26 protein-coding genes and 1 pseudogene are annotated in these 25,462 nt (G+C 58.3%); 16 read left to right on the plus strand and 11 right to left on the minus strand.

The annotated features are described in order from the left end of the window. The first annotated feature begins 95 nt into the window (after positions 1 to 95). The 7 genes from ACXAG8_RS05355 to ACXAG8_RS05385 all read left to right on the plus strand — a co-directional run bounded on the left by ACXAG8_RS05355 (position 96) and on the right by ACXAG8_RS05385 (position 7,643). Positions 96 to 1,127: a LacI family DNA-binding transcriptional regulator gene (locus tag ACXAG8_RS05355; RefSeq protein WP_475222724.1), complete on the plus strand. Its 1,032-nt coding sequence runs from the start codon at positions 96 to 98 to the stop codon at positions 1,125 to 1,127. Positions 1,128 to 1,242: 115 nt separating this feature from the next. Beyond that, a complete protein-coding gene (locus ACXAG8_RS05360; protein WP_475222725.1) occupies positions 1,243 to 2,547 on the plus strand; it encodes an ABC transporter substrate-binding protein in 1,305 nt (434 codons plus the stop codon). 114 nt (positions 2,548 to 2,661) lie between these two features. Then, positions 2,662 to 3,528 carry a carbohydrate ABC transporter permease gene (locus ACXAG8_RS05365; RefSeq protein WP_475222726.1) on the plus strand — a complete coding sequence of 289 codons (867 nt, stop codon included), beginning with the start codon at positions 2,662 to 2,664 and terminating at the stop codon, positions 3,526 to 3,528. 10 nt (positions 3,529 to 3,538) lie between these two features. Further along, positions 3,539 to 4,369 (plus strand): carbohydrate ABC transporter permease, encoded by an 831-nt coding sequence (locus tag ACXAG8_RS05370; RefSeq protein WP_475222727.1) that lies wholly within the window; start codon positions 3,539 to 3,541, stop codon positions 4,367 to 4,369. A gap of 12 nt (positions 4,370 to 4,381) precedes the next feature. Next, a complete protein-coding gene (locus ACXAG8_RS05375) occupies positions 4,382 to 5,386 on the plus strand; it encodes an ABC transporter ATP-binding protein (protein ID WP_475222728.1) in 1,005 nt (334 codons plus the stop codon). Continuing rightward, on the plus strand, positions 5,383 to 6,156 hold the full coding sequence (locus ACXAG8_RS05380) for an L-iditol 2-dehydrogenase (protein WP_475223107.1): 774 nt from the start codon (positions 5,383 to 5,385) through the stop codon (positions 6,154 to 6,156). Before ACXAG8_RS05375 ends, ACXAG8_RS05380 begins: the two co-directional genes overlap by 4 nt. After that, a complete protein-coding gene (locus ACXAG8_RS05385; protein ID WP_475222729.1) occupies positions 6,144 to 7,643 on the plus strand; it encodes a mannitol dehydrogenase family protein in 1,500 nt (499 codons plus the stop codon). Before ACXAG8_RS05380 ends, ACXAG8_RS05385 begins: the two co-directional genes overlap by 13 nt. A 59-nt stretch (positions 7,644 to 7,702) precedes the next feature. Here ACXAG8_RS05385 and ACXAG8_RS05390 read toward each other — a convergent pair whose 3' ends face one another. From ACXAG8_RS05390 to ACXAG8_RS05410, 5 genes are all read right to left on the minus strand, one after another. After that, the gene (locus tag ACXAG8_RS05390) at positions 7,703 to 8,680 is read right to left on the minus strand and encodes a hypothetical protein (protein WP_475222730.1); all 978 of its coding nucleotides are present in this window, start codon (positions 8,678 to 8,680) and stop codon (positions 7,703 to 7,705) included. Between the two features lie 105 nt (positions 8,681 to 8,785). Beyond that, a complete protein-coding gene (locus ACXAG8_RS05395; RefSeq protein ID WP_475222732.1) occupies positions 8,786 to 10,540 on the minus strand; it encodes a SulP family inorganic anion transporter in 1,755 nt (584 codons plus the stop codon). Between the two features lie 200 nt (positions 10,541 to 10,740). Further along, positions 10,741 to 11,418, minus strand: a complete 678-nt coding sequence (locus ACXAG8_RS05400) for a DUF1826 domain-containing protein (protein ID WP_475222734.1) — start codon at positions 11,416 to 11,418, stop codon at positions 10,741 to 10,743. After that, positions 11,391 to 12,602, minus strand: coding sequence for a GTP-binding protein (locus ACXAG8_RS05405; protein ID WP_475222736.1), 1,212 nt, complete (start codon positions 12,600 to 12,602; stop codon positions 11,391 to 11,393). Before ACXAG8_RS05405 ends, ACXAG8_RS05400 begins: the two co-directional genes overlap by 28 nt. 299 nt (positions 12,603 to 12,901) lie before the next feature. After that, entirely contained in the window at positions 12,902 to 14,800 is a 1,899-nt protein-coding gene (locus ACXAG8_RS05410) for an FAD-dependent monooxygenase (protein ID WP_475222738.1), read from the minus strand. A gap of 160 nt (positions 14,801 to 14,960) precedes the next feature. Between ACXAG8_RS05410 and ACXAG8_RS05415 the strand changes: the two genes are divergently transcribed. Further along, positions 14,961 to 15,389 (plus strand): MarR family winged helix-turn-helix transcriptional regulator, encoded by a 429-nt coding sequence (locus ACXAG8_RS05415; RefSeq protein ID WP_475222739.1) that lies wholly within the window; start codon positions 14,961 to 14,963, stop codon positions 15,387 to 15,389. 110 nt (positions 15,390 to 15,499) lie between these two features. Here the strand turns inward: ACXAG8_RS05415 and ACXAG8_RS05420 are convergent. Next, positions 15,500 to 16,144, minus strand: a pseudogene (locus ACXAG8_RS05420) (IS6 family transposase). On the opposite strand from ACXAG8_RS05420, the gene ACXAG8_RS05425 reads away from it, so the two are divergent. From ACXAG8_RS05425 to ACXAG8_RS05460, 8 genes are all read left to right on the plus strand, one after another. After that, a complete protein-coding gene (locus ACXAG8_RS05425) occupies positions 16,067 to 16,330 on the plus strand; it encodes a hypothetical protein (RefSeq protein WP_475223129.1) in 264 nt (87 codons plus the stop codon). The pseudogene ACXAG8_RS05420 and the gene ACXAG8_RS05425 sit on opposite strands and share 78 nt — an antisense overlap. A 186-nt stretch (positions 16,331 to 16,516) precedes the next feature. Beyond that, positions 16,517 to 17,368, plus strand: coding sequence for a DUF4394 domain-containing protein (locus ACXAG8_RS05430; protein ID WP_475222740.1), 852 nt, complete (start codon positions 16,517 to 16,519; stop codon positions 17,366 to 17,368). Between the two features lie 130 nt (positions 17,369 to 17,498). Next, positions 17,499 to 18,041: a sigma-70 family RNA polymerase sigma factor gene (locus ACXAG8_RS05435; RefSeq protein WP_475222742.1), complete on the plus strand. Its 543-nt coding sequence runs from the start codon at positions 17,499 to 17,501 to the stop codon at positions 18,039 to 18,041. After that, positions 18,026 to 18,742, plus strand: a complete 717-nt coding sequence (locus ACXAG8_RS05440) for an anti-sigma factor (RefSeq protein WP_475222744.1) — start codon at positions 18,026 to 18,028, stop codon at positions 18,740 to 18,742. Before ACXAG8_RS05435 ends, ACXAG8_RS05440 begins: the two co-directional genes overlap by 16 nt. Positions 18,743 to 18,817: 75 nt before the next feature. Then, positions 18,818 to 19,369, plus strand: coding sequence for a fasciclin domain-containing protein (locus tag ACXAG8_RS05445; protein ID WP_475222746.1), 552 nt, complete (start codon positions 18,818 to 18,820; stop codon positions 19,367 to 19,369). 76 nt (positions 19,370 to 19,445) lie between these two features. Next, positions 19,446 to 19,913 (plus strand): peptide-methionine (R)-S-oxide reductase MsrB, encoded by a 468-nt coding sequence (msrB, locus tag ACXAG8_RS05450; protein WP_475222748.1) that lies wholly within the window; start codon positions 19,446 to 19,448, stop codon positions 19,911 to 19,913. Then, complete coding sequence (locus ACXAG8_RS05455; protein ID WP_475222750.1) at positions 19,910 to 20,263, plus strand: DoxX family protein; 354 nt, start codon at positions 19,910 to 19,912, stop codon at positions 20,261 to 20,263. The genes msrB and ACXAG8_RS05455 overlap by 4 nt, the downstream gene beginning before the upstream one ends. A 231-nt stretch (positions 20,264 to 20,494) precedes the next feature. Continuing rightward, a complete protein-coding gene (locus ACXAG8_RS05460) occupies positions 20,495 to 21,127 on the plus strand; it encodes a tyrosine-type recombinase/integrase (RefSeq protein WP_475223108.1) in 633 nt (210 codons plus the stop codon). 529 nt (positions 21,128 to 21,656) lie between these two features. Here the strand turns inward: ACXAG8_RS05460 and ACXAG8_RS05465 are convergent. The 5 genes from ACXAG8_RS05465 to ACXAG8_RS05485 form a co-directional block, all read right to left on the minus strand. Further along, complete coding sequence (locus tag ACXAG8_RS05465) at positions 21,657 to 21,764, minus strand: DUF2474 family protein (RefSeq protein WP_475222751.1); 108 nt, start codon at positions 21,762 to 21,764, stop codon at positions 21,657 to 21,659. Then, positions 21,764 to 22,765, minus strand: coding sequence for a cytochrome d ubiquinol oxidase subunit II (gene cydB, locus ACXAG8_RS05470; RefSeq protein WP_475222752.1), 1,002 nt, complete (start codon positions 22,763 to 22,765; stop codon positions 21,764 to 21,766). The genes ACXAG8_RS05465 and cydB overlap by 1 nt, the downstream gene beginning before the upstream one ends. A gap of 12 nt (positions 22,766 to 22,777) precedes the next feature. Then, positions 22,778 to 24,190 (minus strand): cytochrome ubiquinol oxidase subunit I, encoded by a 1,413-nt coding sequence (locus tag ACXAG8_RS05475; RefSeq protein WP_475222753.1) that lies wholly within the window; start codon positions 24,188 to 24,190, stop codon positions 22,778 to 22,780. A gap of 71 nt (positions 24,191 to 24,261) precedes the next feature. Next, positions 24,262 to 24,693: a DsrE family protein gene (locus ACXAG8_RS05480; protein WP_475222754.1), complete on the minus strand. Its 432-nt coding sequence runs from the start codon at positions 24,691 to 24,693 to the stop codon at positions 24,262 to 24,264. 43 nt (positions 24,694 to 24,736) lie between these two features. Beyond that, positions 24,737 to 25,375: a peroxiredoxin gene (locus tag ACXAG8_RS05485; protein ID WP_475222755.1), complete on the minus strand. Its 639-nt coding sequence runs from the start codon at positions 25,373 to 25,375 to the stop codon at positions 24,737 to 24,739. Between the last annotated feature and the right edge of the window lie 87 nt (positions 25,376 to 25,462).

The raw sequence follows: 25,462 nt of genomic DNA on the forward strand, positions 1-25,462 counted from the left end.
GCACTGGCCGATCCCTGCTTGACATCGCCCAAAATTTACATAGATTTTTTAACAAAAGTTTTCGCGCGCAATTTTTAAACTTCGGTACGACAAAAATGACATCTCGCAAAATTCGAAACATGGAAGAGTTCGCCGCGGTCAGCGGCATTTCCCGGCCAACCGTATCGAAATATTTCAACGATCCCGGCAGTGTGCGCGCCTCGACCCGCAAAAAGATCGAAGCGGCGTTGGAGGAATACGACTATAGCCCGAATGTTTTCGCGATGAACCAGAACCGGCGAAAGACCAAGAATATCGGCGTCGTGGTGCCAAACCTGGCCGACCCGTTTTTCTCGGAAATCGCGCGGCGCGTCGAACTTGCCTGCATCGATTCCGGTTACAGCCCGATTTTGCTGAGCTCGCACGGGCGGCCGGATATGGAAAAGACCAACCTGGCCTCGTTGCGGTCACTCAAGGCCGCCGGTGTGTTGCTGGCCCCTTTTGGCCGCCTGTCGGAAGGCGACGCGATCAAAGCCTTTGATGCGGATTTTCCGCTGGTTTTATTCGACGCCAACATGAGCGATATCGGGCAGGCTTTCGTGGGTACCAACAATTCCCAAAGCGTCGACCTGATGGTCGAGTATCTGTGCCGCAGCGGCGAACCCCCCTGTTTCTTCGAGATGAAATACCCAACCAACCCGAACGCCAACAAGCGCAGGGCGGCCTATATCGAAAGTATGGAACGGCACGGGCAAAAACCGCACATCTTCCAGGCAAACGGCGAAGGATGGAATTTCGAGGAAATAGGCCGCTATGAGGGCGGGCGCTTCCTGTCTGAAAACGCGTTCCCCACCAATACCGTTCTGTGCAGCAATGACCGGCTTGCGATCGGGATGCTGTCTGCCGCCTATGGGTTGGGCTTTCGCGTCGGACAGGGGGCGGGATGCCACATTCGCATTGCCGGGCATGACGACCATCCATTCTCGCGGTTCACATGCCCGCCGCTGACGACCATCGCCCAGGACTATGAGGCGATTGCGAATCGTGCCGTGGGCACCCTGTTCGGGATATTGGAAAGCGAAGAACGCCTGGCGCAGCGTCAGGAAACACTGTTCGAAGGGCGATTGATCATGCGCGACTCTGCCTAACCCTATAAAAAGGCACCCGTTTTGTTTTTTCTTTACGCGCGTCAATTTTTAATTGACTTCGCGTAGTCCCGAAGATTAAGCTTCTTCCATCATCCAACGAGGAGGAAAATTCAGGATGTCTTTCAAATCAGCACTATGCGCAGCAACGGCGATGACGCTTGTCACAGCCGGCGGCGCGTTGGCAGAGAACCTCGTCATCGCGACCGTGAACAATGGCGACATGATCCGCATGCAGGGCCTGACCCAGGACTTCACCGACAAGACCGGGCACACGGTCGAGTGGGTCACACTTGAAGAAAACGTTCTGCGCCAGCGTGTCACCACCGACATCGCAGCCAAGGGCGGTTCTTTCGACATCATGACGATCGGCATGTATGAAACGCCGATCTGGGGCGCAAATGGCTGGCTGGTCCCGCTTGACGACCTGTCCGAGGAATATGATGTGGATGACATCCTGCCCGCGATGGCCGGCGGCCTGAGCCATGACGGCACGCTTTATGCGGCTCCGTTCTACGGCGAAAGCTCGATGATCATGTACCGCACCGACCTGATGGAAAAAGCCGGGCTTGAGATGCCCACATCTCCGACCTGGGAATTCATCCGCGAAGCGGCTGCCGCCATGACCGACCGCGACAACGACATCAACGGCATCTGCCTGCGTGGCAAAGCCGGTTGGGGTGAAGGTGGTGCGTTCATTACCGCGATGTCCAACTCTTTCGGTGCCCGCTGGTTTGACGAGGACTGGAACGCGCAATTCGACACCCAGCCCTGGAAAGACACGCTGGAATTCTATGTCGGCATGATGTCGGAATCCGGCCCTGCGGGTTACGCGACCAACGGCTTCAACGAAAACCTGTCGCTGTTCCAGCAAGGCAAATGCGGCATGTGGATTGACGCGACCGTCGCCGCATCTTTCGTAACCAACCCCAACGATTCCGAAGTCGCTGACAAGGTCGGCTTCGCGCTGGCACCAAACAACGGACTAGGCAAGAACGCGAACTGGTTGTGGGCATGGGCCCTGGCCATTCCGGGCGGCACCCAAAAAGAAGCTGCGGCAAAGCAGTTCATCGAATGGGCGACCTCGAAAGACTATATCGAACTGGTTGCCGAGAACGAAGGCTGGGCCAACGTCCCTCCGGGTGCGCGCACCTCGCTGTACGAGAACCCGAACTATCAGGCGGTTCCCTTTGCACAGATGACCCTGGATTCGATCCTGTCGGCTGACCCGCAGAACCCGACCGTCGACCCGGTGCCCTATGTGGGCGTGCAATTCGCGGCCATCCCCGAATTCGCCGGCATCGCCACCGAGGTGAGCCAGGAATTCTCGGCAGTCTATGCCGGTCAGCAAAGCGTGGACGAGGCCCTGACCAAAGCCCAGGCCCTGACCAACGACGCCATGGAAGCCGCAGGCTACCGTTAAACGGCCACTCGCTGCCCCGGGGGCGCCAACGCGCCCCCGGGGGAACCCCATTCTCATTAAATTGCAGCTCCGTTTATGATGGCCCACGGGCGATCAACAGAGGAGGTATGCCAAATGGCAACTCAACATTCCCGATCAGCGGCTCGGCTTATGATGGCGCCAGCAGTCGTCTTGCTTCTTGGCTGGATGCTTGTCCCGCTGATCATGACCCTGATGTTTTCGTTCAAGAAATACCTTCCCCTGCGCGGTGGCGATCTTGGTTGGGTCGGTTTTGAAAACTACGTCCGCTTTGTCAGCTCAAGCGCCTTCTGGCCATCCGTCGTTGCGACGCTGACCATCGTTGGTGGCGTCTTGCTGATCACGGTTGTTTTCGGCGTCCTGCTTGCCATCCTGCTGAACCAGCCGATGTGGGGGCAAGGCGTGGTGCGCATCCTGGTCATCGCGCCCTTTTTCGTGATGCCAACCGTATCCGCGCTGGTGTGGAAGAACATGTTCATGGACCCCGTGAACGGTCTTTTGGCCCATCTGTGGAAGTTCTTTGGCGCAACGCCGATAGAATGGCTGAGCCAGGCATCGCTGCCGTCGATCGTGATGATTGTCTCGTGGCAGTGGCTGCCCTTTGCTACGCTCATCCTGCTGACCGCCATTCAATCGCTCGACAGCGAACAGCTGGAAGCGGCGGAAATGGACGGGGCGCCCCCGCTCAAGCGTTTCGGCTATATCACCCTGCCCCACCTGGGGCGCGCCATCACGGTTGTGGTGCTGATCCAGACCATCTTCCTGCTGGCGGTTTTCGCCGAGATTTTCGTCACCACCGGTGGCGCATTCGGAACGCGGACACTGACCTACCTGATCTTCCAGCGGGTACTCGAAAGCCAGAACGTAGGCCTCGGCTCGGCCGGTGGTGTCTATGCAATCATTCTCGCCAATATCGTGGCCATCTTCCTGATGCGCGCGGTCGGCAAGAACCTGGACGCGTGAGGAGGACATCATGGCCCGCGCAGTTACTCAACAACGCAAAATCATCAATACCGCCGCCGCATGGGGCATCGGTCTGCTGATCTTCTTCCCGATCCTGTGGACGATCCTGACCAGCTTCAAGACCGAAGCCCAGGCCATTGCCGATCCGCCGGTTTTCCTGGCCTTTGACTGGACGCTGGAAAACTACGCGGTGGTAATGGAACGCTCGAACTACATGCGGTTCTTGTGGAATTCGGTCATCATCGCGGGCGGGTCCACCCTGCTTGGCATTCTGGTCGCCGTACCTGCCGCCTGGTCGATGGCCTTTGTGCCATCCAAGCGCACCAAGGACATCCTGTTGTGGATGCTGTCCACAAAGATGCTGCCCGCGGTTGGCGTTCTGTATCCGATCTACCTGATCTTCATCAAACTGGGGATTCTGGACACCCGGACCGGGCTGGTCATCGTGCTGATGCTGATGAACCTGCCGATCATCGTCTGGATGCTCTACACCTATTTCAGGGAAATTCCGGGCGAAATTCTTGAAGCGGCCCGGATGGACGGGGCGACACTGAAGGAAGAGATCCTTTATGTTCTCACCCCCATGGCGGTTCCCGGCATCGCATCGACGCTGCTGTTGAACTTTATCCTGGCCTGGAACGAGGCGTTCTGGACGCTGAACCTGACGGCGGTCAATGCGGCCCCCCTGACGGCCTTCATCGCCAGCTATTCAAGCCCCGAAGGCTTGTTCTTTGCCAAACTCAGCGCGGCCTCGACCATGGCCATCGCGCCCATCCTCATTCTTGGCTGGTTCAGCCAGAAGCAACTTGTCAGCGGCCTGACTTTCGGCGCAGTCAAATAAGGAACTTGACCAATGGGACAAATCAAACTCAACCAGGTGACCAAGCGCTTCGGAGAAGTCGAAGTCATCCCGCCCCTTGATCTCACGATCGAAGATGGAGAGTTCACCGTGTTCGTCGGCCCTTCGGGGTGTGGCAAGTCAACGCTGCTGCGGCTGATCGCGGGCCTTGAGGACATCACCACCGGTCATATCGAGATCGACGGCAACGACGCCACGAACGTGCCCCCGGCCAAGCGTGGTCTGGCAATGGTGTTCCAATCCTATGCCCTTTACCCGCATATGTCGGTGCGCAAGAACATCGCGTTTCCGATGAAAATGGCCGGGATCGACGAGGCCGAACAGAACCGCAGGATCGACAGCGCCGCCAAGGCGCTGAACCTTACCGATTACCTGGACCGCCGTCCGGGCCAGTTGTCGGGCGGTCAGCGTCAGCGGGTTGCCATCGGGCGGGCCATTGTCCGCGAACCGGCGGCCTTCCTGTTTGACGAGCCGCTCTCCAACCTGGATGCGGCCCTGCGCGTGGGCATGCGGCTGGAGATCAGCGAGCTGCATGAACGGCTGAAGACGACCATGATCTATGTGACCCATGACCAGGTCGAGGCGATGACCATGGCCGACAAGATCGTCGTTCTGCGCGCAGGCATCGTGGAACAGGTCGGGTCTCCGCTCGAGCTTTACCATACCCCGCGCAACGAATTTGTTGCGGGCTTTATCGGCTCGCCCAAGATGAACCTGATCAAGGGGACCGAGGCCGAAAGGCACGGCGCCGCAACCATCGGCATCCGCCCGGAACATACCGATGTCAGCAAGACGGAAGGAATGTGGAAGGGCGTCGTCGGTGTCGCCGAGCATCTGGGCTCGGACACGTTCATCCATGTGCATGAAACCGGCCTTGGTGATCTGGTCACGGTGCGGATTACCGGCGACATCCAGGCTAAGCACGGCGACACGATCTATCTGACGCCGCAAATGGACAAGCTGCACAAGTTCGATGCTCAGGGCCTGAGGATCGGCTGATGCAACTGGCTGGCAAAACAGCCCTGATTACCGGCGCCGCCCAAGGGATTGGGCGGGCCTTTGCGCAGGCTTACATCGCCGAGGGTGCCCGCGTCGCCATTGCCGACATCAATATCGCCAAGGCGCGCCAAACGGCGGACGAACTGGGCGCCAACGCGCTTGCCATTGCAATGGATGTCACAGACCCCGACAGCATCAGCCAGGCCGTGGGCCAGACAATTTCGGAATTCGGGCAGATCGACATCCTGATCAACAATGCCGCGCTGTTTACCGCGGCCCCGATCGTCGAGATCGACCGCGATGCCTATCAACAGGTCTTTGATATCAATGTCGCCGGCACGCTTTTCACGATGCAGGCCGTCGCCCGCCATATGATTGCACGCGGGAAAGGCGGCAAAATCATCAACATGGCCAGCCAGGCCGGTCGGCGTGGTGAACCCCTGGTGGCCGTCTATTGCGCCAGCAAGGCCGCCGTCATCAGCCTGACGCAATCCGCCGGGCTGGACCTGATCAAACACGGCATCAACGTGAACGCAATCTCGCCCGGCGTCGTCGATGGCGCCCACTGGGACGGCGTCGACGCCTTTTTTGCACGATATGAAAACAAGGCCCCCGGCCAAAAGAAACAAGAAGTCGGAGCAGCGGTCCCCTATGGGCGCATGGGGACACCAGGTGATCTGACCGGCATGGCCGTTTTTCTGGCCAGCGATGCCGCGGATTACATCGTCGCTCAGACCTACAACGTGGATGGTGGACAATGGATGAGCTGATCTCACTTTCGAATGCAACGCTCGATCAACTTGCCGTCGAACGCCCCAGATATGACCGCAACGGGCTGACACCGGGCATCGTGCATATCGGTGTCGGCAATTTTCACCGGGCGCATCAGGCCTGGTACCTGCACCGCCTGATGCAGGACGGCAAAGCGCGCGACTGGGCGATCATCGGCGCGGGCGTCCGACCCTATGATGCCGCCATGCGTGAAAAGCTTTTGGCGCAGGATTGCCTGACAACACTGATCCAGCTTGATCCGCAAGATGTATCGGCCGAGGTCATCGGATCGATGATCGACTACTTGCCGATCGAGGAAGGCAACGGATCCCTGATCCGCCAAATGGCCGATCCCGCCATCCGTATCGTGGCCATGACAGTGACCGAAAGCGGGTATTACATCGACCCGGTCACCAAGGGGTTCGACGCCAGCCACCCTGACATCCAGTTCGACGCGGCCTACCCCGACAGGCCGCGCACGGCCTTCGGTGCCATGGTCGCCGCCCTGCGGCTGCGCCGTGCTGCGGGGCTGGGCGCGTTCACGGGGCTGAGCTGCGACAATCTGCAGGGCAATGGGCATATCCTGCATCAGGCCGTGACCTCATTGGCCAGACTGTCGGACCCGGACCTTGCGGACTGGATCGACGACAACGCGACCTTTCCGAACTCGATGGTGGATTGCATCGCCCCTGCGACCGGTCCGAACGAGCTGGCCCTGGCCACGCAATTCGGCATCAACGACACGGCCGTCGTCACCCACGAGGCCTTTCGCCAATGGGTCATCGAAGACAGGTTCTGCGCAGGCCGCCCCGACTGGGACGCGGTGGGCGCGACATTCTCGGACGATGTCCACGCGTTTGAGACCATGAAAATCCGCATCCTGAATGCCGGTCACCAGGTTTTGGCCAATGCAGGCGAGATCCTGGCGCTCGATACGATTTCGCAATGCATGGAACACCCGCTGATCCGGCCATTCTTTGGCCAGGTTCTCAGAACCGAGATCGCGCCGACGGTTGCACCGGTGCCCGGCAAGACCCCGTCTGAATATATCAGCCTGATCGAATCCCGGTTCTCGAATCCACGCATTGTCGACACCACGCGCCGTGTCGCCTTTGACGGATCGGCCCGCCACACCGGGTTTGTTCTGCCCGTCCTAAGGGATCAGCTTGCGGCAGGTCGCTCGGTCGAAGGTCTTGCCCTTGTCGAGGCGCTTTGGGCGCGCATGTGCGCCGGCACCCGCGAAAATGGCACAAAGATCGAAGCAAACGATCCGATCTGGAACGATCTTGCCAGCGCCGCAAGCGCGGCCCGCCACGACCCGGAAAAATGGTTGAGCCAAAACGGGATATACGGCGACCTTGAACAGGCCAAACAGTTCTCGGAACCGTTTTGCAGGTGGCTGGAGATGATCTGGCAGCATGGATGCGAGGCCGCACTGGCCGAATATGCAACCCAGGGCGCAGGGGCTGCGGCGCGGTCCGGCTAGGGCGCCGACCCACCACGAAGCCACCAAATGACGATGGGCCCGGTCATAGCGCCCCGGTGTCACTTGCAAATGGGCAAGACAAGGGGCGGCTGTTTCGGCAAGGACTGCCGCCATTCGTTTATGATGGGCTGCAGGGTACGTTTGGGCCAGAATTTGGGGGCCCCGATCGCCCGCAGGCAGGCCGCGTTCCAGTAAAGCCCGGCCTTGGCAAGCCCACGTTGCTTTCCAACCGCCTTTGCAACGGCATTGATGTCCCGGGACTCGGGGTAGATATACAGGGTTGTCGGGTTGCCCTCGACCAGGGCCAGGATGTCTTCTGATGCGTCCTCGGACCAGGTGGTACAGCCATTGCTGCGCCCGCCGGTATAGTTCACCAACCGCCCATAAGGCACATACCCTTCGGCATCGGCATGGGCGCTTTGCGGGTTCTTGAACCGGCATTGCCATTTCAAAAAGACGGCGGGATGCCCCCCAATGGCCCGCTCGCGCGCGTTTTTCGTTTCGCCTTCGCCATCATACAGCAAGAATGTGCGGTAAAAGGGCTGCCGCTTGCCCGACTGGTTATAGTATCCCTTGAACGATGTCCGCGTTTCGGCCGTGATATAGGCCCCGCCAGCCGTCAGCTTCGAGCCCTCGGCGTTGCTGAAGTTCCTGGCGCATTGCCGCCCGTTTGCAAAATTCGCCCGGCTCAGTTTGCGCCCGTTTCCATAGCCCGATGACACCGCGCGAAAGGTCTTGCTGGATTCGCAGATGACATAGAACCTGCGCCCCGGAGCGCCATTGGCCGATGTGCTTGGACGCGTCGCATCCTTGGCAAGGTAGCACGGGTTCGAAACCTTCCCCTGCCGGACCTTGGCCCGATATAGGTCGCGCGCCCGCTGCAGGACTACCGGCGCAATCTGACCGTCGCCTGTGCCAACATGTTTTTGCAGCCACCCCGGTACATCGCGTGGTTGCGCATCGGACCGAGCGGGCATCGTTCCGGTCAGGGCAATCCCCAAAAGGACAGCACAGCCAAAGCGAAGCGAATTCAACATCACCTGAAAATTCTCCTGCCTGATATCCTCGGGATCATCATAGCACAGATCCTCCAGGCAAGGGTGAACATCCTTGATGTTCAGGTCAGGCCAAGGGCACCCATCTCAGGCATCGGCACCCACAGTGTCGGGCGCGGGCGTGACCGGGGCGCTGACCAGGTCCAACCAGGCGTCATGTTGCGACAGATAAACCTTTCCGTTCAGGTCCTTGATGAAATGGGATCGTTGCAGCCGGTCCATTACCGGACCTTTCACCTCGGACAAGGACAGACCGACCTGCATGTCCCCAAGTCGGCGATTGATCGCCTCAAGGCTTTCCAGCGCCGAAAAATCGACCTCGTTCACGGCGGAAAACATCAAGACAACGTTGCGGATTGCGCAGCCCTCGGTCACGCGGCGCTGAATCAACTCCTCAAGAAACCGGGCATTCACGAAATACAGGCTTTCATCCACCCTGAGCGTCAACAGCGCGGGGTCGGTTTCGACCGCGTGGCGCAAGACATTGCGAAAATGCTGCGTGCCCGGCACCAGACCGACTTCGGCGACATGGGGGCGCGAGGTCTTGTACAGATGCAACAGGACCGAGATAGCAACGCCCGAGGCGACCCCCACCTCGACCCCAAGGCCCAGCGTCAGAAGGATCGTCGCCGACACCGCCAGGAAATCGGCCCGCGAATAGGCCCATGTCTTTTTCAGGATCGACAGGTCCACCAGGCTGAGAACCGCCACGATAATCGTGGCGGCCAGCGTGGCGTTGGGCAGGTAATAGACCAGCGGCGTCAGCGCCACGGCCGCAATGGTCAGGCCAAGGGCGGTGAAGGCCCCCGCGGCCGGGGTTTCGGCACCGGCGTCAAAATTCACGACCGAACGCGCGAACCCGCCGGTGACCGGATAGCCACCGGTAAAGGCGGCCCCGATATTTGCAGCGCCCAGGCCAATCAGTTCCTGATCCGGGTCGATGCGCTGCCGTTTCTTTGCCGCCAGCGTCTGAGCGACCGAGACGGACTCGACAAACCCGATGATCGAAATCAGGATCGCAGGCACCAAAAGCGCATTGATCAGATCCGGCGCAAATCCCGGCAGCGTCAAGGGCGGCAGGGCCTGAGGGACTTCGCCGACGATCCGCACACCCTGCTTGTCCAGCCCAAACATCCAGACGGCGACAGTCGTGGTGACAACAGCCAGAACAGGGCCCGCCTTGGTCATGACATCCGCCACCAGCGGCGGTGCACCAAGCCTGATCACCAGGGGTTTGAGCGATCTGCGCACCCAAAACAGAAAACCCGTTGCCGCAACGCCGATGAACATGGTCGTTCCGTTGACCTCGCTCAGATGCTGGGAAATCGAGTTCAGCATTTGGGGCAAGGTGTGCCCGTGGGCGCTGATCCCCAGAATGTGCTTCAACTGGCTGGTCGCGATAAGGATACCAGAGGCGGTAATGAAACCGGCGATGACCGGGTGGCTCAGGAAATTTGCAAGAAACCCAAGACGCAAAATGCCCATCAGCATCAGGAAAGCGCCCGACAGAAAGGCCAGTGTCAGGGCGGCCACGGCATACCCGGCGGCGCCCTGATCGGCCACCTGGCCCACGGCCGACGCCGTAAGCAGCGACACGACCGCCACCGGGCCAACGGCCAGAACGCGGCTTGAACCGAAAATGGCGTATAGAAGGATCGGCGCGATCGAGGCATAGATGCCGGCCTCGGGCGGCAAACCCGCCAGCAACGCATAGGCAAGCGATTGCGGGATCAGCATGATCGTCACGATCACCGCCGCAACCAGATCATTGGAAAAGGTTCTGCGGTCGTAGTCGCGGCCCCAATCCAGCACCGGGACATATCGCCTGAGCCGATCATTCATGGCATACTTCCCCAAAAAGGAAATCCTGCCCCCCATTACGCCCTGCCCCCGGGATAGTCCACCAGACCACCCCAGGGGCGGACAAGTTGCCGCCCCGGCCTATTGGACCTAGCGGGTGGAAGCGTGTCTGCGGCACGCGTTCTTGTTTGATCTCCGCCGCTTGCGGACTGTCGCCGTGGGGTCGTGCGGATATGCGTGGGTCAATGCATCTGCACGGGGTCGCATTCGGAATCAGGATCGGCAACTGGATCAAGGACCAGCAGCAGGCGCGCCTCGCCCGTGCCCTCGATCGGCGGAGAACGATGCAGCAGGCCCGATGCCATGTCGCCGGGCCACAAGGTCCCGCGCAACAGGATCGGCGCCCCCGTCGGAGTGGTAAAGACGCGCCGCGGCTCTTGGCCGTCGGTCGAGATGCCATATTGCGTTCCTGTCCCCCGATAGGTGCAGACAAGCCGCGCGGTTACGGCGTCGACGTGAAACCGGCGACAGGCATTTGTCGTCACGACATCCATACGCAGCCGCAACCACCTGGCACGCATCAGATCCGAAAATACCGCTGCAAGCGCCGCAACATCATCCGCCAGACGGTCGCGTTCTTCGCCCACAGGGGTCTGCGCTGCATCGCACATCGACAGGACAGCCGCGCGCACCATGTCCGGGCGCACGATCACCCGTCCGCGCGGCAAATGATCCACTGGCAGGCCGTCAACCCAGGACTGGAAGCTTGCCAAAGGGCTTCGCCGCCAGATGGCGGCAGCGCAGGCTGGTTGTGTGATCGCCTTCAAGTCATGCGGCGTTTCGGCGACGGCGACACCAACCGCCGCATCCCTAAGCACCTTGCGCTGCATCATCATGCGGCCTGCTCGGCACGACGCCATGTTGGGAACGGGTCAGGCAAAACCGGCAAGTCCTCGGGCCGGGTCGCATCCCCCCCCGACAACAAGGCCGCATCCAGCCGCGCCTTGAGCAAGGGCCAGTCAATCCCACTGCCGATGAACACGATCTCTTGCCGACGGTCGCCCCAGGGCTCTTGCCAATGGGCTTTCATATAGGCCTGTGCAGCCTCGTGATCCGGTCGGCGATCCTCAGGGACAGTCGCCCACCAGGTTCCAAGCGGCTTTACCGAAGACAATGCGCCCGCCAGTGAAAACTCGGCCACCCAATCTGGGCGCGTCGCGATCCAGAAATGTCCCTTGGCCCGGATAACACCCGGAAGATCGCCATTGAGAACATCAAAAACCCGTTCTGGAACAAAAGGTTGCCGCGCGCGATAAACATAACTGGCGATGCCGTATTCCTCGGTCTCGGGAACATGGTCGGCAAACCCATAAAGTTCCTTGGCCCACATGGGATGTTCATGCGCCTTTTCAAAATCGAACAGCCCCGTATCCAGTACAGCGTCAGACGCGACATCTGCAAAATCGGCCTCAATGATCCGCGCATCCGAATTCAGGCTGCGGATAATTTTGCGGGCCGCGTCGACACGGTCGGAGCCAGCGTCTGACACCTTGTTCAAGATCACCACGTCTGCGAATTCGATCTGGTCCGTCAGCAGATGCACCAGCGTGCGGTCGTCTTCGTCACCCAGTGTTTCCCCCCTGTCATGCAGGTAGTCATGGCTGGAATAATCCTGCAGCAGGTTCACCGCATCGACAATGGTGACCATTGTATCCAGCCGCGAAACATCCGACAGGCTTTGACCATTTTCATCCCGAAAGTCAAAAGTCGCAGCAACGGGCAGCGGCTCGGAAATCCCGGTCGATTCGATGAGCAGGTAATCAAAGCGCCCCTCGGCCGCCAGTCGGCGAACCTCGTCCAAAAGGTCGTCGCGCAGCGTGCAACAGATACAGCCGTTCGACATTTCAACCAGTGTCTCGTCCGTCCGCGACAACTCGGTATCCGCGCGCACCAGGTCGGCATCGATGTTCACCTCGGACATATCGTTGACGATCACCGCCACCCTGCGTCCTTCACGGTTGTTCAGGACACGGTTCAACAAGGTGGTCTTGCCAGCCCCCAGAAAGCCGGAAAGAACTGTTACGGGCAGGCGTTCGTTGATCATTGAATAGCTCCTCTTGCGATTGGCCGGGGCGGCTTGATGCGGCAGGCCCAAAGAAAACCTTGGGTGCCTCATGATTCGTTATGTTATTACATCCCCTCCAATCAGTGTCCACCAAAGATCCGTACATCGCCCAGGTGAATTCGGGCCCAGATGCGCAAAATCACCCGGCGCATGAGGCACGCGCCGGGGGCAGAAATGTGAAAGATGTGCGGCCCCGGACCTGTTTGACCGCGGCTTGTTCTGGCGTTGACAGCTGCCGCGTCAAGCACCCGGAACGGTGCCCCAACGGCGTGCCCGGATTACTTGAAGACGCTCTCGAAAAAGTCGGACAGGCTGTTCCGGTCGTCCAATGGCAGGATATGGGCGATATACTGGTCGGGGCGGACAACGATCATGCACCCAGCGACCCTGTCGATTTTTCGCATCTCATATATGTCGCCCACCCCCTTGTGATCGACGCAAAAGACCTTTTCGTGGTCCTGCAGCCCAAGCTTGCCTTTGGTCGGCTTCAACTGCGGGGGCATGTTTTCGTAGTCCAGTTGGTCGAATGTCTCCTGAAACACGACACGCAGGTCGATCAGCGCATCAACATCCTCTTGCCCTTGCCGGAATTTCACCACCGGTGACGCCGGATGCTGCTGCATCCATGTGGCCAGATCGTACACTGGCTGGTGGTCCTTGCCGGAAAAGGCATAAATTCGCCACCGCCCATCCGCCAGGGCGGCATGTCCCAATTGCATCTGCCTGGCATCCGAAACCCGCACCACGGGCGCGGAATGAAAGCGTTTTCCGATCACCTGCCCCGCGGCCAGGGCCTGATGCGTGGGCGCGCCGACCAGGGTGGATTGATCATATTTCACGGCCAGACCGCCGGTGAATTCAAGGTTGTCCTTGAAGGCACGGACAAAACGCGGCTCATCCCCGGTATCCAGGGCGCTTTGACCCGGAGGGGCCGACATGATACGCGCCCAGGCGTGATCGGTTTCGACCAGCCGTTTCGCCTCGACCCACCGTTCGGCGGAATAGGAATGCAACAGGCGTCGATCGCAGCGCCCCTGCAATACATGCGCCAGTTTCCAGCCAAGGTTGAACGCATCCTGCATCGATACATTCATCCCCTGCCCTGCCTTGGGGCTGTGGGTGTGGCAGGCATCTCCGGCCAAAAAGACGCGGGGCGTGCGCGTTTCGGCCTGGTCTTCTGGAACATCGTCAAAACGGTCTGTCATGCGGTGCCCGATCTCGTAGATGGACCACCAGACGACTTCTTTCACGTCGATCGTGTAGGGGTTCATGATCCGGTTGGCCGCCGCAATCATATCGACCTGGTTCAACTGCCGCTCGGCCACCCGTTCGTCTTCGCGCAGCTTGTCCAGTTCAACATACATGCGGAACAAGTAGCCCCCTTCGCGCGGCAGGATAAGGACATTCCCCTCGTTGGCGGATGTGATCAGACATTTCTGGCGCACATCAGGGAAGTCGGTGTTTGCCAGAATGTCCATGACGCCCCAGGCCTGATGCGCGGCGTCCCCGTGCAACGACCCGCCAATGGCCCGGCGCACGTTGGAACGCGCGCCGTCACAGCCCACGACATAATTAGCCCGCACCGTGCGGGTCTGGCCCCAGTCCACACCTGTGTCTTCAAGGGTGACGGAAACCGGAAACTCATCCGTGCTTGTGTCAACCTGCACATCTTTGACGGACCAATTGTAATCTGGCGCAAGGCGCGCTGGCGAATTTGCCATCACGTTCAAGAAAAGCTGATGCAACCGGGCCTGGTTGATCAGGATATGCGGCATTTCAGACGAGTCATCCTCGACATCCTGCACCCGCCCTATACGCTTGATATTCTGCGGGTTGTCAGGGTCCGGCATCCAGAAACTGGTCTGATTGACCCAATAACTTTCCCGTTTGATTGTCTCGGCAATCCCAAAGGCCTGGAACATCTCCATCGTTCGGGTATTGATCCCATCGGCCTTGCCCTTGTTGATGTTGCACGGGGCCTGCTCGACGATCATCGTATCGATTTCCGGGAACTGCGAAAGCTGCGCCGCAAGACAAAGCCCCGCCGGCCCGGTACCGGCAATCAGAACATCAACCTTTTCGGGCAATGGCGCCTGGTCCGACCTGTCCCTTCGGTTGGGGGCCGCATTTTTGACGTCCGGATCACCGCCGCGAAAGCCATCAAGGTAATATTGCATCTTATCCTCCCCCAAAAATTCCATCACATGCATCACTCGAATTTAGTATGTATACTTATTATCTGGCCGAGGCAACAATAATATGCACACATACCTTATTGCATCTTCCCCACCCTTGCGGGAAACTGCGGCGATGACACCGGCAAGATAAAAGGTCAAAATGAACGCAACCGGAATGGCCGGACACCTGATCCGGCGCTTGCATCAACGATCTACGCAGGTCTTTTCATCCAAGCTGCAACAAGCAGGCGTGGACCTGACCCCCGTTCAGTTCGCCGCGCTGGATGCGATTCAGGCCAACCCGGGTGTCGACCAGGCCCATATTGCAACGCTCATCGCGTATGATCGCGCCACAATTGGTGGCGTGATCGACCGGTTGGAAAAAAAGGGGCTGGTCGCCCGTGTCGTCAGCAAAAGAGACCGCCGCGCGCGCGAGGTACGCTTGACCGACGCAGGCACCGCCCTGTTCGACAAGGTTTTGCCGGTGGTAAGCGATCTGCAAGATGACATATTGGCGGGATTGGACGATGACAGCCGCGTCGCATTCCTGAACCTTATCACAGCCGCCCTGCAGGTGGATCGCTCCTGAGCGGGCTTTGACCGGCGATACTTAAGGCTGCGCGCGTATGGACCAAAATCAAGTGGCGGTGCTGTCAGACAGATTCTATCCAGTCTCAGTTTCCCAATAACCACCGGAACTTAGGCGGAACAGAGCTGACGCCACTCGGCGAGAGCGGCGTTGCGGATCAGCTTGAAGTTTTCGCGGGTGTAGAGGTGGCGCTCCTGGTTGAAATGGTTGTAAACGGAGGAATGAACGGCTGCGAACTTCTGCAAACTTCGCATGCGCCGGAAGCGCTGCATGGCCCGTTCTCTTCGTCGGAATGGCAGGTGCGAATTCTCAACCCGATTGTTCAACCAACGGCCTGTATGCTGCAGATCGGCCGCTCCAACCTCCCGCAACGCCGCACCGTACGAAGGGAGGCGGTCCGTCACCAGAACTTCCGGCCGACCGTAGCGCCGCATCAATTTTCTGAGGAATTTCAGAGCGGCTCGCTTGTTTCGACGTTTCGTTACCACGGCTTCCAGAACTTCGCCTTCGTGATCAACAGCGCGCCACATGTAGTGACGTTCGCCGTTGATCCTCACGAAAACCTCGTCGACATGCCACTACCATTGCCGCCCGGATCGCAGTCTTTCCGCCCGACGACGCCGGATTACTGACGCGAACATCGGACCAAATCTGTTCCACCAGAAACGGATCGTCTCGTGGCTTACATCAATACCGCGCTCGTGCAGCAGATCTTCGACATTCCGCAGCGACAAGGGGAAACGAACGTACATCATGACCGCCAAGCGGATAATTTCCGGGCTGCTATGGAAGTACTTGAATGGATCACGCTTCGGCATGGCCAGAGGCTACGAAACCGCCCTGCCCGCCTCAACCAAATTCCTTCTGACAACACCGATCGCGGGACAAAAGTTGAATTTGCTGCGGATGCGCCAAGGTCTGCATTCGTAAAATTGACCTGACAAAAACGATCGTTTTTCACCGAGCATAAATGTATGAGTCTTTTCCGCGGTTGTGCTTTGGTCTTGGCATCATTGCCGTACAATTTTTTTTCGATGGGACTGAAACTTTTAAGTTTTGTCTTTCGTGGCTGCTGATGAAGCGCAACGAAAAACGTGCGCGATACGATTAGATCGAAAGGAAAAACGATGAAAACCCAAGCTCTTGTGACGTCTCTGATTGCTCTTACTGCCAGCCCGGCATTTGCGGCAGGACATGCGGCGGTTTCCGGGTATGCCCTTGCCGATGATGGCGCAACGCTGGTCGTGATGAGCGATGTGAACGCGCCTGGTGAGGTTATGACCTATAGCCTCGCGTCTCCGCTGAAGGCGATTGCCTGGCGTCCGGTGACCGGCGAGTTGCTTGGCTTCTCGGATGGCATGATCGCGACGATTGATCCGATGTCCGGAGAAATGACCGATCTCGGTGCCAAGTTCATGGATGATGCGATGATTGGCGACGGCAAGATGGTCGCCTTTGATTTCAACAACAAGATCGACGCTGTGCGTGCCGTGACATCGGATGGCGACAACCTCGTCTACTTCCCCGAAGGCTTCGGCGATGATGACGAGCGTGCCGGTTCTGTGCGCCGCTTTACTGACCTGGCCTATGCCGAGGGCGACTCCATGGCGGGCACAGCGCCGATGATCTTCGCCAATGCCTATACGAATGCGATCAATGGCGAGACTGCGGGCGATACGTTCCAGTATGCGCTGGATGCCGAAACTGACACGCTGGTCAGCCTGGCGAACAACGCAGGCACGCTGGAAACCATCGGCAGGATCACCGTTGATGGCGCAGAGGTCGATCTGGCCCCGATGGGTGGCTTTGACATCGTGTCCGCCGCTGAGGGAGAGAACATGGCGCTCGCCATCCTGCAAATGGAAAGCGCTGCGTCCGCAGGGCTCTATGAAATCGACCTCGAAACCGGCGCAGCGACGATGAAGGCCGATCTTGGCATGGGTGGTATTACAGGCTTCGCGGCATCGCTCGGTATGTAGCCTGTGACGATTGGGTAATGAGTTGATCGGTACCTGTTCAGGATGGCCCCGGCGGCAAGTGATTGTCGTTCGGGGCCGTTTCTGTCAAATAGGTGAAGAAAGATCGCTATTTAAATGGCTTAAGGCACAGATGACAGACCGCAGCGACATTGAAGAGTTGATCGGCAAGGTCGCGCTTGGCGACAGGGCCGCGCTGGCTGCGCTCTATGATGCCACAAGCGGGAAACTTTTTAGTGTCTGCCTTCGTGTCTTGAAGAGCAGGACGGAAGCCGAAGATGCACTCCAGGATGTGTATCTTCGAATTTGGGCCAAGGCAGACAGATACGCAGTAACCGGTCACTCGCCGATGACATGGCTTATCACCGTTGCGCGGAACTTGTCGATTGACCGGTTGCGCGAAAAGAAGAGAAACCATGTCGACCTCGACAGCGTAGGCGAGCTTGTCGAGAAGCGCCCTGGCCCTGAGGCTGCGAGTATCGCCGCGTCAGAGCAGCGGCGGATCAGCGCCTGCTTCGAGGAGCTGCCGCCAGACCGAGCCGATGCTGTCCGCGCTGCCTATCTCGACGGCGCGACCTACCAAGCGCTTGCGGACCGCTTCGATGTGCCGTTGAACACGATGCGAACCTGGCTGCGTCGCAGTCTGATATCTTTGAAGGAGTGCCTTTCGCGATGAGTGACCAACAGGACATACCGGAAGACGAGGCGCTTGCCGCTGAATACGTCTTGCGCCTGCTGGACGCGGACGCAGAACAGGCATTCGAAGCGCGGCTTCAGGTTGAGCCAGACCTTCGGGCGCATGTGCTGTTCTGGGAGGCAGAGTTCGCAGCACTGGCCGACGAGGTGCCTGATGAAACACCGTCGCCATCTGTCAGAACCAGACTTATCGCCGAGTTGAGTGGCGAGAAGACAAGCGCACGGCGCGGCTGGTCCTGGAATTGGTTGGCTTTCCCTGCACTGGCTGCACTGGCCGTCGTTGCATTCCTTGCGCTGAGCCCCATGTTGCGCGGCCCGGTGTTTGACCCAACGCTGCACGCCACACTGATTTCAGAAGATGGCGCGGTACATATTGAGGCAGGGTACGCCCCGAACGGCAATTTGTTCAAAGTGATCCCTGAGCAGGGCATGCCTGAGGCAGGACGGGATTTCGAACTTTGGGTGATTGGCGCAGGCGCGGATGCGCCCGTTTCCCTTGGAGTGATCCCTGCTGATCAGGAAAGCCTTTTTGAGATCACACCGGAGGTCGCCGCTTTGATCGAAGGCGGAGTTCTCGCTGTCTCTGATGAACCGACTGGTGGTTCACCAACGGGCGCGCCCACTGGGGCCATTCTGGCAACCGATGAATTCTTCGACGCAGATTTATTTCAGGCGGGCTGAAACTCTTCCAGGCATCACGCCGTGGCTCCTCTTAACCGCAAAGGATCGCGGGCAACTATGAGAGGAGACTTGCAAATGAAGATCGTAACCAAACTGGCCACCGCCGTTACAGCACTGACCATCGCAACGGCAGCATACGCCGAGAACCCGATGGTGGGTGGCGCGCCGATGTTCGAAACCAAGAACATCGTGGAAAATGCAGTGAACTCAGCCGATCACACGACACTGGTCGCCGCTGTCCAGGCTGCTGGCCTGGTCGAGACGATGCAAGGTCCCGGCCCCTTCACGGTCTTTGCACCTGTGAACGATGCCTTCGCCGCTCTGCCTGCGGGAACAGTGGATACACTCCTCCAACCCGAAAACAAAGACATGCTGGTCAAGGTCCTGACTGCCCATGTAGTGGCCGGTGATTGGTCCGCTGCAGAGATCGCACGTCAGGCGCGCGCATCTTCCGATGGCTTTTACCACTTCAATGCTGTCTCGGGCGACGCTCTGTCGGCACAGGTCAAAGGCAACAAGGTCTACATTTATGATGAAAGCGGCAACGCCAGCCTCGTGACAATCGCAGATGTCGATCAGTCGAATGGTGTAATCCACGTCATCAACGCCGTTCTTGTTCCGAAATAATTCGGGCAGGACCGTCCGGATGAGCCAGCCTACACCCTTGGCTGGCTCATTCGGGTATTTCCAAAAGAGGTGACGCATGAACCGAAGAGCATTTTTGTTAACCACTGGTGCCGCCATGGCAGCCCAGCCACTTCAAGCCGCGTCATGTGGCTTCGATATTTGTCGCAGTGACGCCGAATGGCGCGCTCGCCTGAGCGAGAATGAGTACCTTGTTTTGCGCGAGGAAGAGACTGAACGACCCTACACCAACCCCCTGAACGACGAGACGCGTTCTGGCACTTTCCAGTGTCGTGGATGCGATCTCCCAGTCTATAGCGCAGCCGCAAAATACGACAGCGGCACCGGCTGGCCCAGCTTCTTTGAAAGCTTGCCGAACGCTGTTGGCACGAAAGAAGATCGAAAGTTCATCTTCCAGGTACGGACCGAGGTCCATTGCCGTCGGTGCGGCAGCCATCTGGGTCATATCTTCGATGACGGACCAGAGCCAACCGGCAAACGGCACTGTCTGAATGGCCTCAGCCTGGCCTTTGTCGCTGCGGAATGACCAATCGATTTGAATGGGTCGCCGGACGATATCTTCTCGCGATCTTGTTTGTCGCCGGGGCTGCACAAAAAACAACTAATCCCGATCCTGCACAAGGACTGTTAACGGGCTTTGGACTGCCGGATTGGCTTATCTGGCCTGTGCTCGCGTTCAACGCGTTGGCTGCAAGCCTTCTGATTGCGGGCAAGTATCTAAGACCAATTGGCTGGGCGCTAGCTTTGTACTGTCTCGTGACCAGCGTTTTTCATTTTGTACCGTCTGATCTTTGGCAGATGTCCATTTTCGTCAAGAACTGGGCTTTGGCGGGCGGTTGCTTAATCTTATCTGCAGCGTCGACCTCAAGGACATAACCCTCTGCCAAAACATGTGGCAAAAAACGGTCAATTTTGCTCGTCGTTCTCTAGCTCAGACATTCGTGCACGATGCAGCATGCGCCGTTTTGGGCTCAGACCAGTCCAATGCGTCTGCGGCGATACCCAAAGTAAATCTCGTCGGGCAGCGACCATTCAGGCCCACGGTAGTCTATAGACGTCAGCGCGGTGCTGATGTCTGGGCTTGGCGGGAGGATTGGAGGGCAAACCATGCCAAGAGTTCAACTTCCCGCCGTCACCCCGAAACGCAGAGCCTGGAACAAGGGCCGGATCATTGGCCAGAAACGACCGCTGCTTCCCAAACAGGTCTGGGCCATACGCGCGCGGCTCGAACTTGCGGGCTATCGTCGCGACCTGCCCCTGTTCAACGTGGCGATTGATAGCAAGCTCAGAGGATGCGACCTAGTCAAACTCGCTGTGGCCGATTTGGTCAAAGACAATCGCGTCCGGGAACGGGTTTCGGTGATCCAGAGCAAAACCAGGAAGCCAGTTCAGTTCGAGCTGACGGAAAACACCCGAGATACGGTTCTCGCGTGGGTCAAATCACCTGAGATGATCGGCTGCCGCTTCATGTTTCCGAGCCGTTTCCACGACCGGCCCCATATCTCAACGCGTCAGTATGGTCGACTTGTCCGCGATTGGGTGACAGCGATTGGATTGGAACCCAGCGGATACGGCACCCATTCCCTGCGCCGGACCAAGGCGGCGGAGATCTACCGGAAAACCGGGAACCTGCGTGCTGTCCAACTGCTTCTTGGCCATACAAAGGTCGACAGCACCGTCAGATACCTTGGTGTCGAACTTGAAGATGCGCTGAGCATCGCCGAGCAAATCGACATTTGAACCATGTTGGCGGACGGCAACTGCCGTCCGCCAATCCGGACCGGACATACGGTCGAGCTGCAAAAGATGACCGGACTGAGCCCACAGCGGAAGTCTTCATTTTTTGCTGCATGTGCTCGCAGCGCAAAAATCTCTGCAAGTGCTCGATGATGCGTACGGTCATGCAGCGGCGGAACCAGTCATTCGTGCTTCGCGCAGCGGAAGTGGAGCGGACATGGATCAAGTCACGGACTTTGCGGCCTTTGCAACAGCGGCCATTGCTGACGTCGCATCTTACGGCTTTCGCAGCTCACTCGTTGCTGCATTGAAGCTCGCGTTACCAAAGCAGCAGTCCGAAACCAGAAAACCTTGGGGAACGCCAGCGGGATGTCGTTCGTCCTTCGCGAAACACTATTGCCGATCAGGACCAGTTAAGCCTATCCGCGGTCATGAGACCGGCTACGAGGCTGCTAACGGTAATTCCATGCATGCTGCGGGCATCCCTTCAACGGACTGCACTATAGTAGTAATTGCCTTAGATACCTGCGATTCAAAGTATGACGGCCCGAATAAGCATTGCCACCGTCGCCAGCGCCACGACGCTGGCGATCCACAATCCAACAAACCAGACCCATTTGCGAAGCAGAGGACGTGTCATCAGTGATACCCCTCTGACGGGTCCATTTTGCCCCGAAACACCCAGTAGGCGTAAGCCGTGTAGGCGAGGATGATCGGGATCAAGATGACAGCACCGACCAATGCAAACGCAAGGCTGCTGTCAGGGGCTGCGGCCTGCCAGATCGTCAGAGATGGCGGCACCATCATTGGAAAGAAGCTGATCCCAATGCCGATGAAGCTGACAACAAAGAAGCCAAGCGCGGACAGGAATGGGCGTACATCATTTTGATCGTTGAGGCCCGTAAAGAACGACCACGTCAGGGCAACCATCAGCACAGGCACAATCATGGACCAGAGGCTTCCGGGTAGATTGAACCAGCGATCGAAATACACCGGATCCTGAAACGGCGTAAGAATGCTGACGACACCGATAACGCCAAGCGTTGCAGCCCCAAGCCACCACGCATAACCGCGCATTTGAACCCGCAGATCGTCTTCGGTTTTCAACACCAGCCAAGTTGCACCGAGCAGCGCGTAACCGATTACGACAGCAAGACCAGTGAGCACCGAGAATGGCGTGAGCCAGTCAAACCATCCCCCGGCATAGGCACGGCCTTCTATCTCAATGCCCTGCACCAGCGCACCGAGGGCGATCCCCTGACACAACGCGGCAACAAAAGATCCACCGAAAAAAGCGGCATCCCACAGCCCCTTCCTTTCAGTCCGCCAGCGGTATTCAAAGGACACGCCTCGAAATACCAGAGCCAGCAGCATCAAAGTAATCGGCATGTAAAGCGCGGGCATCACGATGGCGTAGGCCAGAGGGAAGACCGCAAAGAGGCCACCGCCCCCCAGAACCAGCCAGGTTTCGTTGCCGTCCCAAACGGGGGCGACAGAATTCATCATCAGATCTCTGTCCCGTTCAGATTTTCCGAACGGGAACAGAATACCGATACCAAGATCGAAACCGTCAAGGACCACATAGGTCAAGACGGCGAAGGCAATCAGCCCAGCCCAGATGAATGCAAGATCAAAAACCATTGCGTATGCTCCTTATTCGCCGGGGATAAAGTCGGGGTCGACTTGTGGTGCAGGGGTGATCCCAGCAGTGCGGATCGGTCCATCGCGCAGGCCAAGTTTTGGCGTCGCGGGTGGCTTGTTCATCATCCGCAGGATGTAGACGGTGCCCGCGCCAAAGACGGCAAAATACACTATGATAAAGGCCACAAGCGATGTAGCGACTGCGGGCGCATCGACGGGCGCGAGGCTGTCTGAGGTCCGCAAGAAGCCGTAGACCGTATAGGGCTGACGTCCAACTTCGGTGGTGATCCACCCCGCCAGAACAGCAACAAATCCGGTTGGCCCCATGAGAGTGCTGGCACGATGCAACCAAGGTGCGTCAAACAGCGTGCCACGCCAGCGCGCCCATGCCGACCAGACCCCAAGACCCAGCATCGCGAACCCAAGCCCGACCATCACACGGAAAGACCAGAATACAATGCCCACGGGTGGCTGGTCTTCGTCTGGGATCGTATCAAGACCCATCACGGGCTTATCCAGCGGCTTTTCAAAGATGAGGTTACCAAGGCCAGGAATGCCGAGCGCATAATCAAGCCGTTGCTCTGCGTCATTTGGGATGCTGAACAGATAGAGCGGCGCCCATCCTTCTGGATGGCTTTCATAGTGACCTTCCATCGCCATGATCTTGACCGGCTGATGCTCAAGCGTATTGAGCCCGTGCTCATGGCCAGCAAAAATTTGGATCGGGGTCACAATCACGGCCATCCACATCGCCATGGAGAACATGCGCCGCGCGTGTCTGTCGGTTTTGTCGCGCAGCAGATGCACGGCCCCGACAGCACCGACCACAAGTGCAGTGGTCAGGAAAGCCGCAAGAACCATGTGGGCAAGGCGATACGGGAAGGACGGGTTGAAGACGATCTCCCACCAGTCTTCCGGCACGAACTGACCGACCTCGTTGATCGAAAACCCAGCGGGCGTCTGCATCCAGCTGTTCACCGACAGGATCCAAGTCGCTGACATCAGCGTGCCGAAGGCCACCATGGCCGTGGCAAACATATGCAGTTTCTCGCCCACCCGTTCTCGCCCAAAGAGCATGATCCCGAGGAACCCTGCTTCGAGAAAGAAGGCGGACAGAACCTCAAAGGCCATCAATGGACCGACAACGGGTCCGGCCAAATCCGAAAACACCGACCAGTTGGTGCCAAACTGATACGACATGACGATGCCCGACACGACACCCATGCCAAAAGCCACGGCGAAGATCTTTTTCCAGTAGTTGAAGAGCGTCAGATACGTCTCGTCCCGTGTCCGCATCCACAATCCGTTCAGCACAGCGAGGTAGCTGGCCAGACCGATCGAAAAGGCGGGGAAGATGATATGGAACGACACCGTAAACGCGAATTGGATACGTGCGAGCATCTCTGCGCTAAAGCCGTCAAGCATGGTAAACTCTCAATCCTGCAAAGTGACGGACTATGGCAGTGCCCCGCCATAGCCCGTGTTTTTCATATTATTCAGAACGACATGATCCGTGTGTTGGGTGCCAGCATCCGCGCGGCCATCTCGGGTGGCGCGGCGGCTGTTATCCCATCCAGCAACGCTTTCGGTTCAACGCCTTTGTTTGGCAGGTAGATCGCACATACTTCGACCGTGGCCCCACTTTGCATGATGTTTTGCATCAATCCCTGTGGGCTCATATCGCGCGGCGCTTGTGGTGCCGTGGCAGAGGCCGGTGCCTCCTTCAGCGCAAGGTCACCAGCTGGTCCGCAAAGTAGGATATGCGCGTTTGATCCCTGCTGCATGGACTGCATGGTGAGCACCATACTCATCAGCTGGGTTTGCGGCTCCCCAGAAGCGAGGATCGTCACGAGGTTCGGGGTATCGTCGGCCTGCGCGACAGAGCTGAGGCCTAGCGCGGTGGTCAATGCGAGTAGAAACGTCTTCATGAGTGTTCTCCAGTGTAAGGGAAATATTGGGGGGCGAAACGGCTTAGGCTTCGTTGCCGAGGTCCACAGTGCGCAGATACGGGCGGATTTCCTCGAACCCTTGCGGAAACTTGGCTGTCGCCTCTGCATTCGACACAGAAGGCGGGATGATCGCGCGGTCTCCGGGCCGCCAATCCGCAGGAAGCGCGACGCCCTTCGCATCGCCCGTCTGCAACGCATCAATCACACGGAGGATTTCGTCGAAGTTGCGCCCGACACTCATCGGGTAGGTCATCGACAAGCGCAGCCTTTTATCGGGGTCGATGATGAAGACGGACCGAACTGCGGCAGTTTCAGATTCACCGGGATGAAGCATTTCATAAAGCCTCGCGATCTCACAATCCGGGTCGGCAACAATGGGGAACCGCAATGTTGTGTTCTGGGTGTCGTTGACGTCCTCGATCCATTTAAGGTGCTCACTTACCCCGTCCGTGCTGAGGCCAATCGGTTTTACACCGCGTTTGGCAAAGTCTGCGGCAAGTTGTGCTGTGCGCCCCATTTCGGTGGTGCAAACAGGCGTAAAGTCTGCCGGGTGGCTGAAAAAGAATGCCCAGTCATCCCCGATCCAGTCGTGAAACGAGATGGGGCCGGTGGTGGTGTCTGCCTTGAAGTCAGGAACAATGTCGCCAAGCAGAAGTGTCATCTTGCTCTCCTTTGGTTGTCTGAGCCTGAACTAGGAGCCGCCCCGGAGGAGTTCAGTGACAATGTCACCCAACTTGCAAAAAGATAT

This window comes from Ruegeria sp. ABD4_443, from assembly GCF_056160865.1.